Origin of the sequence: Streptomyces sp. NPDC059452, assembly GCF_042750035.1 — a bacterium.
Classification (GTDB): domain Bacteria; phylum Actinomycetota; class Actinomycetes; order Streptomycetales; family Streptomycetaceae; genus Streptomyces.
Map to the genome: position 1 here is coordinate 36,465 of NZ_JBHYVE010000032.1, position 14,879 is coordinate 51,343.

The 14,879-nt window shown below is 74.1% G+C and carries 7 protein-coding genes; 3 read left to right on the top strand and 4 right to left on the bottom strand.

What is annotated here, in order from left to right:
• The first annotated feature begins 205 nt into the window (after nucleotides 1–205).
• Nucleotides 206–6,745: a type I polyketide synthase gene (locus ACFW9Z_RS31100; protein WP_384645969.1), complete on the top strand. Its 6,540-nt coding sequence runs from the start codon at nucleotides 206–208 to the stop codon at nucleotides 6,743–6,745.
• Between the two features lie 90 nt (nucleotides 6,746–6,835).
• A complete protein-coding gene (locus tag ACFW9Z_RS31105) occupies nucleotides 6,836–7,606 on the top strand; it encodes an SDR family NAD(P)-dependent oxidoreductase (RefSeq protein ID WP_384645970.1) in 771 nt (256 codons plus the stop codon).
• A 32-nt stretch (nucleotides 7,607–7,638) separates the two neighbouring features.
• On the opposite strand, the gene ACFW9Z_RS31110 is transcribed toward ACFW9Z_RS31105, so the two are convergent.
• The gene (locus ACFW9Z_RS31110) at nucleotides 7,639–8,547 is read right to left on the bottom strand and encodes a ScbA/BarX family gamma-butyrolactone biosynthesis protein (protein WP_384645972.1); all 909 of its coding nucleotides are present in this window, start codon (nucleotides 8,545–8,547) and stop codon (nucleotides 7,639–7,641) included.
• A gap of 108 nt (nucleotides 8,548–8,655) precedes the next feature.
• Here ACFW9Z_RS31110 and ACFW9Z_RS31115 point away from each other — a divergent pair, with 108 nt between their 5' ends.
• The gene (locus tag ACFW9Z_RS31115) at nucleotides 8,656–9,333 is read left to right on the top strand and encodes a ScbR family autoregulator-binding transcription factor (RefSeq protein ID WP_384645973.1); all 678 of its coding nucleotides are present in this window, start codon (nucleotides 8,656–8,658) and stop codon (nucleotides 9,331–9,333) included.
• Nucleotides 9,334–9,347: 14 nt separating this feature from the next.
• On the opposite strand, the gene ACFW9Z_RS31120 is transcribed toward ACFW9Z_RS31115, so the two are convergent.
• From ACFW9Z_RS31120 to ACFW9Z_RS31130, 3 genes are all read right to left on the bottom strand, one after another.
• Nucleotides 9,348–10,178, bottom strand: a complete 831-nt coding sequence (locus ACFW9Z_RS31120; protein ID WP_384645974.1) for a BTAD domain-containing putative transcriptional regulator — start codon at nucleotides 10,176–10,178, stop codon at nucleotides 9,348–9,350.
• Nucleotides 10,179–10,320: 142 nt separating this feature from the next.
• Nucleotides 10,321–11,499: an IS701 family transposase gene (locus ACFW9Z_RS31125; protein WP_384645976.1), complete on the bottom strand. Its 1,179-nt coding sequence runs from the start codon at nucleotides 11,497–11,499 to the stop codon at nucleotides 10,321–10,323.
• A gap of 477 nt (nucleotides 11,500–11,976) precedes the next feature.
• Complete coding sequence (locus tag ACFW9Z_RS31130) at nucleotides 11,977–14,832, bottom strand: BTAD domain-containing putative transcriptional regulator (protein WP_384645977.1); 2,856 nt, start codon at nucleotides 14,830–14,832, stop codon at nucleotides 11,977–11,979.
• Nucleotides 14,833–14,879: the final 47 nt, after the last annotated feature.

Sequence of the window (14,879 nt, forward strand, 5' to 3'; positions counted from 1 at the left end):
CCCGGACCCCCCCTGCCGCCCCCACCCCCCGGCGGGCGTCGGAACCCCGGGCCGGGTCGGGGGGCAGCCTCCCCCCGCCCGCGGCCCCGGCCCCCCCTTTGCCACAGAGCCACCCCCCCCAGCAGCAACTGAGCCCCCGACCCCCCAGCCTTCGCCCTTCGCCCCCTTCGCTTTTCGCCCTTCGCCCGAGGAGAGCACGAACCCGATGTCGAACCCGTCGAACGAAGAGAAACTGGTCGAGTACCTGAAGCGGGTCACGGTCGACCTGCAGAAGGCGAACCGCAGGATCACCGCCCTGGAGACGGCCGCCTCCGAGCCGATCGCCGTCGTCGGCATGGCCTGCCGCTTCCCCGGCGCGGTGGCCTCACCCCAGGACCTGTGGCGGCTGGTTGCCGAGGGCGGCGACGCCATCACCGGCTTCCCCGCCGACCGGGGCTGGGACCTGGAGCGCCTCTACGACCCCGACCCGGGCCGCCCCGGCACCTCCTACACCCGCGAGGGCGGGTTCCTGCACGACGCCGCCCTCTTCGACGCCGGGTTCTTCGGGATCTCGCCCCGCGAGGCCCTGGCCATGGACCCCCAGCAGCGCCTCCTCCTGGAAACCTCCTGGGAGGCGCTGGAACAGGCGGGCATCGACCCCGACACCCTGCGCGGAAGCCGTACCGGCGTCTTCGCGGGCATCATCGAGCAGAGCTACCTGGGCCTGGAGGGACCCGAGGAGTTCGAGGGCTACCTGCTCACCAGCAAGCTCAGCAGCGTCGCCTCCGGCCGCATCTCCTACAGCCTCGGCCTGGAGGGCCCCGCCCTCTCCGTCGACACCGCCTGCTCCTCCTCGCTCGTCGCCCTCCATCTCGCCATCCAGTCGCTGCGCTCCGGCGAGTCCGATCTCGCCCTGGCCGGCGGCGTCACGGTGACCGCGACCCCCGGCGGGTTCGTCGACTTCTCCCGGCAGAGCGGCCTGGCCCCCGACGGCCGGATCAAGTCCTTCTCCGCCGACGCCGACGGCACCTCCTGGTCGGAGGGCGTGGGCATGCTCCTGGTGGAGAAGCTCTCCGACGCCCGCCGCAACAACCACCAGGTCCTGGCCCTCGTCCGAGGCTCCGCCGTCAACCAGGACGGCGCATCCAACGGCCTGACCGCCCCCAACGGCCCCTCCCAGGAACGCGTCATCCGCCAGGCCCTCGCGGACGCGGGCCTGGCCCCCGCCGACATCGACACCGTCGAGGCGCACGGTACGGGGACGAAGCTCGGCGACCCCATCGAGGCCCAGGCACTCCTGGCCACCTACGGACAGGACCGCCCCCACGACCGGCCCCTCTACCTCGGCTCCCTCAAGTCGAACATCGGGCACACCGTCGCGGCGGCCGGGGTCGGCGGCGTCATCAAGATGATCCAGGCCATCGAACACGGCGTGCTGCCCCGCACCCTGCACGTGCAGAGCCCCACGCCGATGGCCGACTGGGACTCCGGCGCCGTCGAACTGCTCACCGAGGCCCGCGACTGGCCGGACACCGGACGCGCCCGCCGGGGAGCCGTCTCCGCCTTCGGCGTCAGCGGCACCAACGCCCACGTCATCATCGAGGAACCCCCCGCACAGGAGGCACCCGCACCCGCCACGACGGCGCACCCGCCCGTCATCCCCTGGCCGCTGTCGGGCCGGACCCCCGAGGCCCTGCGCGAACAGGCCCGCCGCCTCCACGCCCACGTCTCCGCCGACACCACCCTCTCCGCCCTGGACATCGGCTTCTCCCTCGCGACCGGACGCGCGGCCCTGGAACACCGCGCGGTCGTCACCGGCCGCGACCGCGACGAACTCCTGTCCGGAATACAGGCGTTGGCCGAGGGCGGTACGGCACCGGGCCTGGTGCACGGTGAGCGCACCGGAGGCCGTACCGGCTTCCTCTTCACCGGCCAGGGCGCACAACGGGTGGGCATGGCAGGCGAGTTGCACGCCGCCTTCCCCGTCTTCGCGGCCGCCTTCGACGAGGTCTGCGCCCTGTTCCATTCCGCCCTGGACGGCTCCCTCCCCGAAGTGATCGCCTCGGGCGAGAGCCTGGACGAGACAGGCTGGACACAACCGGCCCTGTTCGCCGTCGAGGTGGCCCTGTTCCGCCTCGTGGAGTCCTGGGGCGTGCGCCCGGACTTCGTGGCGGGCCATTCGATCGGTGAGATCGCGGCCGCGCATGTGGCCGGGGTGTTCTCACTCAAGGACGCGGTACGTCTGGTGGCGGCCCGCGCGGCTCTGATGCAGGGCCTGCCGCGCGGCGGCGCCATGGTCGCCGTCCAGGCGACGGAAGCCGAAGTGGCCGCGCTCCTCACCGGCGGGGCGGCGATCGCCGCGGTCAACGGCCCCCGCTCCCTCGTCATCTCCGGCGAAGAGGCAGCCGTCCTCGAAGTCGCCCGGAAGATCGAGGAACAGGGCGGCAGAACAAAGCGCCTGACGGTCAGTCACGCCTTTCACTCGCCCCTGATGGATCCGATGCTGGAGGAGTTCCGGGCGGTCGCGTCGCAGATCACCTACACCGCTCCCCGTATCGCCGTGGTCTCCACCCTCACCGGCCGGGTCGCCACCGGCACCGATCTGCGCTCCGCCGGGTACTGGGCGGACCAGGTCCGGGGCACCGTCCGCTTCGCCGACGCTGTTGCCGCCATGGCCGCCCAGGGCGTCACCGCCACCCTGGAACTGGGCCCCGACGGCGTCCTGTCCGCCCTCGCCGCCGACCTCGTCCCCGCCGCCGTCGCCCTGATGCGCCGCGACCGCCCCGAGACCGGCACGGCCCTCGCCGCGCTCGCCCGGCTCCACCAGCACGGCGTCCCCGTCGACTGGGCCGGGTTCTTCTCCGGCACCGGCGCCCGCCGCATCCCCCTGCCGACGTACGCCTTCCAGCACCAGCGCTACTGGGTGGACCCGGCGGCCACCGCCCCCGACGCCTCCGGGCTCGGCCTGCGGCCCACCGGCCACCCCCTGCTCGGCGCCGCCGTCACCCTCGCGGACACCGGCCGGACCGTGTTCACCAGCACCTTCTCCGCCCGCACCCACCCCTGGCTCGCCGACCACACCGTCTCCGGCTCCGTGACGCTCGCGCCCGCCGTCCTCGTGGAGCTCGCCGTCCGGGCGGGCGACGAATCGGGGGCGACGGCCCTCGACGAACTCGTCCTGGACGCCCCCCTCGTCCTCGCCCCGGGCACCGCCCACCAGCTCCAGGTCGCCGTGGGCGCCCCCGACGCCACCGGCCGCCGCCCGCTCACCGTCCACGGCCGCCCCGACGACCCCGACGCACCGTGGACCGCGCACGCCCACGGCACCCTGAGCGCCACCGCCCAGGGCCCCGCGTTCGAACCGGTCCCCTGGCCGCCCGCCGCCGCCGAGGCCATCGACCTCGAAGAACTCCACGACCGGCTCGCCGGAACGGGCCTCGCCCACGGGCCCGCCTTCCGGACCCTCACCGCCGCCTGGCACCGGGACGGAGAACTCTTCGCCGAGGCCACCCTGCCCGAACAGGCCCCCGGCACCGGGACGTTCGCCCTGCACCCCGCACTCCTCGACGCCGCCCTGCGCCCCCTCCTGCCCGCCGCCGGGCAGCAGGGCGCCCCGCTCGCCGGGCACTGGCGCGGCGTACGCCTCTACGCGACCGGTGCCACCTCGCTCCGGGTCCGCATCGTCTCCCGGGACGGCGGCGGCGCCCGCGTCGAACTCGCCGACCCGGCCGGGCAGCCCGTCGCCCTCATCACCGAGGCACAGGTGCGCGGGGTCGACAGCACGGCGTTCGCGGCGGCCGCCGCCCGGCACGACGACGCCCTGTTCCACCTGGGCTGGACCCCCCTGGGCATGGAGGGCGCAGAGAGTGCGGCGGGTACGGGGGAGGAGACCCGCCCGGCCACGCTCGGCGACGGCGGCGACTTCACGGGCCCCGCCGAGGTGGCCGCGGCCCTCACCGCAGGCCGGGCGGTCCCCCTCGTCGTCCTGCGGACCCGGCCGGAGGCGGCGGGCTCGCTGCCCGGCTCGGTCCACGCCACGACGGAGAAGGCCCTCGCGCTGGTGGGGGAGTGGCTGGCCGATGAGCGGCTGGAGGGGACGCGGCTGGTGGTGGTCACCTCGGGTGCGGTCTCGACCGCGTACGGGGAGGACGTCACGGACCTGCCCGGTGCGGCGGTCTGGGGTCTGCTCCGCTCGGCCCAGTCCGAGGCCCCCGGCCGCATCGTCCTCATCGACACCGACACCGACATAACCACTGGTACGAGTACGGGTGCGGGTGCGGCCGTTCCCGAAACCCTCTCCGCCCTCCTGGCCACCGGCGAACCCCAGGCCGCCCTGCGCGCCGGGCAGGTGTACGTCCCCCGCCTCGCCCGCACCACCGCACCCACCCCCGGCACCACCGCCCCGGTCTGGAACCCCGACGGCACCGTCCTGATCACCGGCGGCACCGGCAGCCTCGGCGCCCTCTTCGCCCGCCATCTGGTGACCGGGCACGGTGTGCGCCACCTCCTGCTCACCAGCCGCAGCGGCCCCGCCGCGCCCGGTGCGAAGGAGCTGGCGGCCGAACTGACCGCCCTGGGCGCCCGGGTCACCGTCGCCGCCTGCGACACGGCCGACCACAGCGCCCTCGCCGAGCTGCTCCGTACGCTCCCGGCCGGTCTGCCGCTCACCGGTGTCGTGCACGCGGCCGGTGTCCTGGACGACGGCCTGGTCACCGCTCTCACGCCCGAGCGGCTGCACCGGGTGCTGCGGCCCAAGGTCGACGCCGCGTGGAACCTGCACCGCCTCACCCGGGAGGAGAACCTCACCGCCTTCGTCCTGTTCTCCTCCATCGCCGCGGCGGTCGGCGGGCCCGGGCAGTCCAACTACGCGGCCGCCAACCAGTTCCTGGACGCCCTGGCCCAGCACCGCCACGCCCACGGTCTGCCCGCGACCTCGGTGGCCTGGGGGCTGTGGGAGCAGTCCGGGGGGATGAGCGGCCACCTCGGTGAGAGGGACCTGGGGCGGATCGCCCGCAGCGGGTTCCGGCCCGTTCCCCAGGGGCAGGGGCCCGCCCTGCTCGACCGGGCGGTCGCGCTGGGCCGCCCGGCCGTGGTCGCGACCCCGCTGGACATCGCCGTCCTGCGTGAGCAGCCCGGCCGTATCCCGGTGGTCCTCACCGGCCTGGCCCCCGCCGCCGTCCGCCGGGACGCCGCGGACCGGGGCGGGCCGGGCGGGCAGGCCGATTCGCTGGCCGCTCTGGTCGCCGGGCTGGAGGGCCCCGCACGCGAACAGGCTGTCCTGGACGCCGTGCTGGGCCTGACCGCCGCCGTGCTGGGGCATCCCGACACCTCCGCCGTCCAGGCGCAGGCGCCGCTGACCAAGCTGGGCTTCGACTCGCTGACCTCCGTCGAGCTCCGCAACCGGCTGAGCGCCCTGGCCGGCTCCAAGCTGCCCGCGACGCTGGTCTTCGACCACCCCACCCCCGCTGCCCTGGCCGCCTTCGTCTCCGCCCGGCTCGCCGGAGGAGGCGGCCCGGCGGGCGAACAGGACCCGAGCGGCGTGGACTTCGCGGCCGAGACACACCTGGCCGACGACATCCGCCCGGCGCCCGGCACCACAGGCGGCCCGGCGCGGGAGCCGGAGTCGGTCCTGCTGACCGGGGCCACCGGCTTCCTCGGCGCCTTCCTGCTGCGCGACCTGATGCGCACCACCACCGCGAGGATCCACTGCCTGGTCAGGGGCGCCGACCAGGACGAGGCCAGGGACCGGCTGCGGGCCAACATGCAGTGGTACCGGCTGTGGGACGAGGTCGACGAGAGCCGGCTGAGCCTGGTCCTGGGCGACCTCGCGCAGGAGCGGCTCGGCCTCACCGAGGAGCACTTCGACTCGCTGGCCCGGACGGTCGACGCCGTCTACCACAACGGCGCCCGGGTCCACTGGCTGCACCCGTACACGGCGCTGCGCGACGCCAACGTCCGCGGCACCCAGGAGGTGCTGCGCCTGGCGGCCCGTCACCGCACCGTCCCCGTCCACTACGTGTCCACCGTCGGCGTCTTCGACGGCGTACGGGAGCCCGGCGTCCCGCTCGGGGTGGACGACCCGACCGGCCCCGCCGAGGCCCTGCCCAGCGGCTATCTGCAGAGCAAGTGGGTCGCCGAGCAGCTCGTCGCCGCCGCCCGGGAGCGGGGGCTGCCCGTCTCCGTCTACCGGGTCGACGTGATCTCCGGCGACACCCGCAACGGCGCGTGCCAGACCCGTGACTTCGTCTGGCTCAGCCTCAAGGGCATCCTCCAGTCCGCCGCGGTCCCGGCCGGGGTCGAGGGCCGCTTCCACCTGCTGCCGGTCGACTACGTCAGTGCCGCCATCACCACCCTGGCCCGGCAGGACGGCACGGCGGGCCGCACGTTCCACCTGTTCAACCAGAGCTCCCTCAGCCTGACCCAGTGCGTGGAGCACCTGCGGGCCCACGGGTACGCGCTGGCAGAGCAGGACTGGCACAGCTGGAACGAGAAGGTCGGCGCGAGCGGCGACAACGCGCTGCGGCCGCTGCTGCACGCCTTCGAGATGATGACGTCGGACACCGACGGCTTCTACCCGCCGATCGACACCTCCCAGACCCTGGAGGCACTGGAGGGCACGGGGGTGAGCTGCCCGCCCCTGACCGCCGAACTCTTCGCCCGGTACGTCGACTTCTTCGTCGAGGTGGGCCACTTCCCGCCCCTCCCCGGCCAGGAGCCCGGCCGGAAACAGGGCAGGGAGGCGGGCCTGAAGGCGGCGCGCGCGTGAGGCGTACGTACCCCTGAACCTGACACACCGTGCCCCTCATTTCCCGGGAAGGAGGCCGGGGGCCGGGTGCCCGGTGGGAGCATCGGCGCCATGACGGAATCGGGTTGGATACTGCGGGACAAGGTCGTTCTGGTCACGGGGGCGAGCAGCGGGATCGGTGCCGCGGCCGCGTACCTCTTCGCCCGCGAGGGCGCCTCGGTGGTGCTGGCCGCGCGCCGGGAGGACCGGCTCGCCGCCGCCGTGGAGGAGCTGACGGCCAAGGGGTTCCAGGCCTCCGCGGTGGTGTGCGACGTGACGCGGGCCGAGGACGCGCGGCGCGCGGTCGCGCACACGGTGGAGCGGTACGGCCGCCTGGACGGGGCCTTCAACAACGCGGGCGTCGGCGGGGACCAGGCCCCCCTGCACGAGATGGGGGACGAGGTCTACGACACCATCGTCGACACCAACGTACGGGGGCTGTGGAACTGCCTGCGCGCCCAGATCGGCGCGATGCTCGCGGGCGGCGGCGGGGCCATCGTCAACAACAGCAGTGTGGGCGGCCTGGTGGCGATCCCCACCGCCGCCCCGTACGTGGCGTCCAAGCACGCGGTCGTCGGCTTCACCCGCGCCGCCGCCGACGAGTACGCCCGCCGGGGCATCCGCGTCAACGCGCTGGCGCCCGGGTCGACGCGCAGCGAGATCACGGTGGACTGGTACGCGCGCAACCCCGGCCTGGAGGAGGCGATCCACGAGGTCACCCCCCAGGGCCGTACCGCCGCACCGGAGGAGGTGGCCGAGGCGGCGGCCTGGCTGCTGAGCGACCGCTCCTCCTACGTCACCGGCACCGTGCTGCCGGTGGACGGCGGATACGTCAACCGCTGAACCACACCTGAGAAGAAGGGGGGGGCGGGGTGTTACTGCGGGCAGTCCATGGTGGCGGAGAAGGTGCGCTCACCGTTCTGCACCCCGGTGACCTCGATACGGACGGTGTCCGCGTCCGTCGCCGGGACGAGGGCGGCGTCGATCAGGCAGGGCGCGTCGAACTCGACGTAGGAGTCGAAGGTGCTCATGACCCGGACGGGGCCGTGCCCGGGCCCGGCGACCGCGTGGGCGGCCTGGTAGGCCGCCTCGATCAGCACGAGACCGGGCACATGGTCGACCCGGTGGTCGTACAGCGCGGGGTTGGACACGTCCATGCGCAGCTCCCAGCGGTTCACCAGCCCGGTGGACGCGAGCAGGACCTCGTGGTCGTGGGCGCGCCCCACGGTGTGCGCGGGGACGGGGGAGGGCACGACGGCCTCGCCCCAGGGGATCTCGGCGTGTGCCCCGCGCAGCCGGCGGTAGGCGCCCGGAGCGATCCAGCTGAAGTCCAGGAGCGACTCCGCGACCAGGCACCCCTCGGACAGGATCGACAGCTCGACCCGCAGTGACCTGGGGTTGTTCCGCCTGAACGTCAGAAGAATGAACAGGTTGTCCGGTTTATTTTTCGGATCGTAAAAATCGCTGGAGACGCTGAAGTCCATCCACTCCATCAGCGTCTGGTGCGACAGCGGGACCGAGAGCTCGGCGTGCCCGACGAGCAGGCAGCTCTGACGGATCGTCTGGGCGAGCAGCAGCTGCACCGAGTCGCCGAAGATCCCGCCCCGGGGCCAGTGCGCGCTCACGGCGTAGCGGCCGGAGCCGAGGGTGGACCAGCTCGTGACCAGGACGGCTTCCGCCCGGTGCAGATGGACGAACTCTTTGGGAAGGTGCTGCGCTGATGTCGCGATCTCACGGACGACGTGGCTGTGCCGCTGGCGATCGGAAAGCAAAGTCTTAGGCATGATCCCCCCTGGGTCAGGCCGAGATGAGGTGCCGGGGTCCGGCGCGAGATAATATACCGCGCAAGCGGTCCTTTTTTCGATAGTTGGAACCAAGTGCTAGGGGTGGCTGTGGCGCAGCAGGAGCGGGCGATCCGGACCCGGAAGATCATCCTGGAAGCCGCCGCTCAGATCTTCGACGAGCGCGGCTACGAGTCGACGACCATCGCCGAGATCCTTGAGCGGGCCGACGTGACCAAGGGGGCCCTGTACTTCCACTTCCCCTCCAAGGGAGACCTGGCGCGCGGTGTCCTGGCCGCCGCGGTGACCACCGACGGCGTGCGCCCCCAGGCCGTCAAGCTCCAGGAGCTGATCGACATCGTGCTCCTGCTCGCCTACCGGCTGCCGCGCGAGCCCACGCTGAGCGCCGCCCTGCGCATGGCGATCGACCTCCAGTCCCGCCGCCAGTTCGGCACCCGCTGGCTGGACTGGGCCGAACTGCTCACCGGGTTCCTCAAGGAGGCCAAGGAGCGCGGGGAACTGCGCCCGGACGTCGACGAGGCACAGACCGCCCGCATGCTGGTGTGCTGCTGGACCGGTGTCCAGGTGGTCACCGAGGGCCTCCCCGGGGACTACGACCTGCCCAGCGAGATCGCCGCGCTCTTCGGGCTCATCCTGCCCACCATCACGGCCCCCGGCACCCTGCCCCTGCTGGAGGTCTCGGCCGAACGGGCCGCCCACCTCTACGCCGACATGCCCGCCTGGCGCGCCGAGACCCAGGACGCCGTGTCCGCCGGCCTGGCCCCCTGACCCCGCCGGGGGGCTCACCCGGACCGGGCCGACTGCCACAGCGGGACCACGACGCTGCTCCCGCACGGCGGTGTGGCGCCCGGCTGGGCCCGGGTGGGGCTGAGGACCCTCTCGTGCAGCCACTGGATGTCCGGCGACGGCTCCAGCCCCAGCTCCTCGCGCAGGATGCACCGCACCTTCTGGTACGCCTCCAGCGCCTCGGCCCGCCGGCCCGCCTGGTGCAGGGCGGCGATCAGCTGGCCGTGGAACCACTCGTTGAGCGGGTAGTCGTGCACCAGCGTGCGCAGTTCGGGGACGAGTTCACGCAGCCGCCCCAGCAGCCGCATCGCCTCGATCCGTAACTCCAGCGCCCTGATCCGCAGTTCCTGCAGATGGACGATCCGCCCGGCCAGCACATCGCCCGTCGGCACGTCGGAGAGGATCGGGCCGCGCCACATGCCCAGCGAGAGGCCCAGAACGTCGGCGGCCGCCTCGTACCGTCCGGCCCGCAGCTCCTCCCGGCCCCGGGCGACGAGCTGTTCGAAGACCTTGATGTCGATGGAGGAGTCGTCGACGTGCATCGTGTACCCGCCGAACCGTGTGGTCAGCAGGGAGTGCTCGGTGTCGGGGCGGGCGTCGTCCATGAGCAGTCTTCGCGCGTGGTGGACATAGGTCTGCACCGTGTTGAGCGCCGAGCGCGGCGGACTGTGCTGCCACAGCTCCTGGATGAAGGTGCCCGGTGTCACCAGGTCGTTGGAGTGCGTCAGGAGCACGGCCAGGATCTGGGAGACCTTGGGGGTGCTCATCGGCAGGAGCGCACCGTCGTCGGCGATGATCTGGAACGGTCCGATGAGGTTGAATCGCATGACGCACTCTCCTACAGAGCGAATACGGGGCGGACACGGGGCGGTACGGGGCGGGCATCTCGGGTGGTACGGGGCGTCCGGCGCGGGCGGTCCGCGCGGCGGGAAGTGCGGCGGGCGCGGGCGGGCGCGGGGTGTGGCCGGGTCAGCCGGGGCGTCCGGCCCCCAGCAGCAGCGGTGCCGGGGTATCCCGGTGCCGGGCCGTGGTTCCCAGGGCCGCCCGCACATAGGCGAGATGGGCCACCGAGGCCAGCGTGATGTGGCGGTGCCAGCCCTGGAAGGACCGCCCGGCGAAGTCCCGTAACCCCACGCGCGCGGCCACCAGGGCGTCGTCGCGGTCCACGACCCCGGCGAGATCGGCCAGCCGCAGCACCTCCGTACCGCGCAGCGATCCGTCCGCCAGCCACAACCGCGCGGCCGTCAGGTCGGATTCGGGCCACTGGGCCACCAGGAGCCGCTGCCCGCCCGCCCCGCCGCCCCCGCCCGTCCCGCCCGGCAGCGCGACCGGAACGGCCATGGACAGGACCCTGCCGCCGGAGGCGGACCGGGCCCGGGGCCGCCAGAGCCGGCGCAGCGAACCGACCAGCTGGCCCGCGGCCAGCGGCAGAGCACCGTGGCCGGGCACCATCAGGGGGTCCACCCGCAGCCGCAGGCGCTGCCCGACGCGCTGGACCAGCGGGATCCCGGCCTGCCCGAAGCACCGCCCCATCCGCAGCGGATCGAGCCCCGGGGCGTCCAGCACCACGGGCAGAGGCGCCCCCGGCAGCGCGCGCACGGCCCGCAGCGCGACCTCGCCCGCGCACTCCTGCGGGCCCACCGCCCGCCCGGCCGCCCGGACGGGGGCCCGCCGCCGGGAGAGGTCCACGGCCTGGCCGGCCGGAAGGACGAGCTGCCAGTTCACCGGCACACCCGCCGCCGGCGAGGCCAGCCAGGCCCCGAAGGACTGCTGCCCGGTGACGTTCCGCCCCAGCTGCGGCGCGAAGTACTCCGCCACCCCCACCGAGTGCCCGCCCGCCTTGGGCACCACCGTGGGCCGCACCACCCAGCCCCGGGGCGCGAGCAGTTCGCCCGCCCGGCGGGCCAGCGCCCGGCGCACCGGCTCCCACTCCCACGAGGACTCGCTGATGAAGTGATGGACGCTCTGCCGCCGCGCCGCCTGCCCGCCCAGCTGGTTGGCCACATTGCGCAGCGTCTTGCGCCCGTCGGCGCCCAGCAGCCCGGCCACGTACTCCCCGGCCTTGGACCGCTGGTCGTTCCTGGGCAGGGAGTCGAACAGATCGAGAGGTATCTCCGCGAGCGTCCGGTGGAACGAGGGCGAGTCCATGTCCGATGTCTCCCTGCGAAACCCTGGTGTCCTGTGTCCGGTCATGGCAGGCCGAAGGAACGCCGCGCCACGCGGGAAGCCGCACGACGAGCCACTGCTCAAATGAAACCACACACGCGGTTTGTTGTGGTGTCCTTGTGAATTCCCGCCCCTTCCAGCACGCCCCGCCCGCCCCGCCGCCCCCTCCGGCACCCCACGGACACAGACCTGCCGGGGCCGCCCGACACGCCCTCCGACCTGGAACCGGGCCGCCCCGGCGGCACGCCCGGCCGCCCGTTCCCCGGCAAGAAGCTGCCACCGCCGTGGCACGCGCACACCGGCCGCGCCCCACCGGCCCCCAGGGCCGGGAAAGTTGCCCGCACAGGCGGCACGGCTGCCGCAGGCCCCGCCCGCGACGCGCACGGGTCAGCGGGGGAGGGGGCGGGCCACCACACCACCCCCCTCATGCCCAAGAAACCAGCCCCCCCCCGGGGGGACTCACCCTCGGGGCACCAGGTCCAGTTCCGCCAGCGCGGCCGCGGCATCGGCACCATGACCCGACGCATCGCCCTTGGCCAGCGCCCGGTTCAGATGACGCCTGGCAGCCTCCCGGTCACCACGCAGCCGCGCGGCGAGCCCCAGACCGGTCTCCGCACGGATCTCACCCCTGCTGTAGGCCCGCTCCGCCGACACCGACAACGCCCGCCCGTACAGCTCCTCCGCCCGCCGGGCCTGACCACCGGCCAGAGCGGCCCGGCCCAGCCAGGTCAGCGCCTCGACGGCCTCCGTCCACAGCCCGAGCTCCTCCGCCACCACCAGACCCTCCCGGTGCAGCCGCTCCGCCCGCACCGGGTCACCCTCGCGCTCGGCCACGAGCGCGAGGGACCGGGTGGCCCTGAGCTGCCCCCACCGGTCACCCACCTCATGGAACAGCGCCGCCCCCAGCTCCGCCCGGGACGCACCCCGCTCCGGAGCCTGGACCGCGAGCTCCACCAGCGCCGCGGCCTCACCCCAGCGGTCCCGGGCCGCCCGCGCACCGGCCAGACTCGCCTCCACCAGCCGCCGCCCCTCACGCGGATGACCATGACCGGCCAGCCCCGTACCCACGAACCACTGCAACCGGGCCCGCAGCACCGGATCCCCGACACCGGCCGCCGGATCCCCGCCCGCCGCGAGCACCGCCACCCCGGCAGGGGACGTCCGCAGCTCCACCCCGGCCAGCCAGGCCTCCGCCACCACCCGCCCGCCCCGCCCCTCGGCCCGCCCGTCACAGGCGCCCAGCGCCGCCCGGAACGATCTGCGGGCCTCGGTGAACCGGCCCCGCAGGAACCAGTACCACGCCAGCGCGTTCACCAGCCGCACCGCATACCCGCCGGCCCCCTCCGCGACCGCCACCTCAAGCGCCCGGCGCAGATTCACCGTCTCCGCGTTCAGACACTCCAGCGACCGCCGCTGCTCCGGGCCGCGCAACCGCTCGCCCGCCCGCTCGGCCAGCTCCGTGCAGCAGCGCACGAACCGCTCCCGTACGGCAGCCTCCTCACCCGCCTCCGCCAGCCGTTCGGCACAGTAGGCGGCCACCGACTCCAGCAGCCGGAACCGGCCCCCCTCCCGCACCACCAGCGAACGGTCCACCAGCCGGGACACCACCTCGCCCACCCGCCCGGCGTCCAGGACACGGTCCGCGCAGACCATCTCGGCGGACGCCAGGGTGCAGCCGTCCGCATGCACGGCCAGCCGCCGCAGCACGGTCCGCTCGTCCGCCGACAGCAACTGCCAGCTCCAGTCGAGCATCCCCCTCAGCGTCTGCTGCCGGGCCGGAAGCCCTCGCACCCGGACTTCGGGCGGGGCGGCGAACCGGTCCTCCAGACAGACCGCCAGCTCCTGCGGGCTCAGCGCCCGCAGCCGCGGCGCCACCAGCTCCAGCGCGAGCGGAATACCGTCCAGACGACGGCAGATGGCCGCGACCGCCGCCGCGTTCTCCGCGTCGAGAACGAAACCGGGCACCGCCGCCGCGGCCCGCTCCACGAACAGCTCCACCGCACTGGACCGGGCCACCTCCTTGGCCCCCGAGTGCTCCGGCAGCGCCAGCGGCACCACCGGATGCACCACCTCACCCGGCACCCCGAGAACCTCCTGGCTGGTCACCAGCACATGCCCCGCCGGCACCGCCGACAGCACAGCCCCCGCGAACACGGCGACCGGCTCCACCAGATGCTCGCAGTTGTCCAAAAGGATCAGCAGCCGCTTGTCGGCCACCGCCCGGCACAGCCACCCCACCAGATCATCCAGATCCGGCTCCGTCGCCGCCGTATCGCACAGCCCCAGCGTCGTGATGACCCGCTCGGCGATGTCGTCCGGCCCCGACGCCCCGCCCAGCGCGGCCAGTTCGACCAGCCACACCCCGTCGGGAAACCGCCCGGCCATACCCCGCGCGGCGGCGATCGCCAGCCGCGTCTTGCCCACCCCGCCCAGCCCCGCCAGCGTCACCAGCCGCGAACCCCCGCCCGGACCCCCCGAGCCCAGCCGCGCCCGAACCTGCTCCACCGCCTCACCCCGCCCGACCAGCGCCGTCAGCGGCGCCGGAAGATTCGTACGGCACGACACCGCCCCGGCAGCAGGCGCCGCCAGCCCCGGCTCCTGACGCAGGATCGCCTCGTGCAGCGCACAGACCCCCGGCCCCGGCGACACCCCCAGCTCCTGCGCCAGCTGACGCCGCAACTCCTCGAAACTCCGCAGCGCCTCACCCTGCCGCCCCGCCCGGTACAGCGCCCGCATCTGCAGCGCCCGCAGCCGCTCACGCAACGGATGGAGCCCCACCAGCTCACCCAGCTCCGCCGCCACCGCCATGTGCTCACCCAGCGTCAGCCGCACCTCGGCCCGGTCCTCGACCACGGAAAGCCGCAGCTCCTCCAGCCGGGTGATCTCCCCCCGGGCGAACAGCGACCCGGCCACATCGGCATAGGCCGGCCCCCGCCACAACGCCAGCGCATCGGCGAACAGCCCGCCCTTCACCGCCGGCTCCTCCTCGGCCCGGGCCCGCTCGGCCAGCTCCTGGAACCGCAGCGCATCGACCCCGCCGTCCCCGAGCAGCAGCCGGTACCCGGCGGGCTCACGGACCACCTGCTCCCGCCCCAGCACCCGGCGCAGCTGGGAAACCTTGGTCTGCAGCGTATTGACCGACCCGCCCGGCGGACTGCTCGCCCACAGATCCTCGATCAGCCGGTCCGCCGAAACCGGCCCGCCCCCATGGACCAGCAGATTCGCCAGCAGGGCGCGCACCTTCACTTCGGGGACCTTCACCGGCCGCCCCTCGGCGTCCCAGACGGCCAGCGGGCCGAGCACCCCGTAACGCATGGTCACAGTCTATCGCCGGGCGACCCTCAGGAAACCGTGCGCGAGGC

Coding starts and splice junctions, on each gene's coding strand:
- ACFW9Z_RS31120 (WP_384645974.1), bottom strand. CDS start 10,178: ATGCGATTCAACCTCATCGGACCGTTCCAGATCATCGCCGACGACGGT.
- ACFW9Z_RS31100 (WP_384645969.1), top strand. CDS start 206: ATGTCGAACCCGTCGAACGAAGAGAAACTGGTCGAGTACCTGAAGCGG.
- ACFW9Z_RS31105 (WP_384645970.1), top strand. CDS start 6,836: ATGACGGAATCGGGTTGGATACTGCGGGACAAGGTCGTTCTGGTCACG.
- ACFW9Z_RS31110 (WP_384645972.1), bottom strand. CDS start 8,547: ATGCCTAAGACTTTGCTTTCCGATCGCCAGCGGCACAGCCACGTCGTC.
- ACFW9Z_RS31130 (WP_384645977.1), bottom strand. CDS start 14,832: ATGCGTTACGGGGTGCTCGGCCCGCTGGCCGTCTGGGACGCCGAGGGG.
- ACFW9Z_RS31125 (WP_384645976.1), bottom strand. CDS start 11,499: ATGGACTCGCCCTCGTTCCACCGGACGCTCGCGGAGATACCTCTCGAT.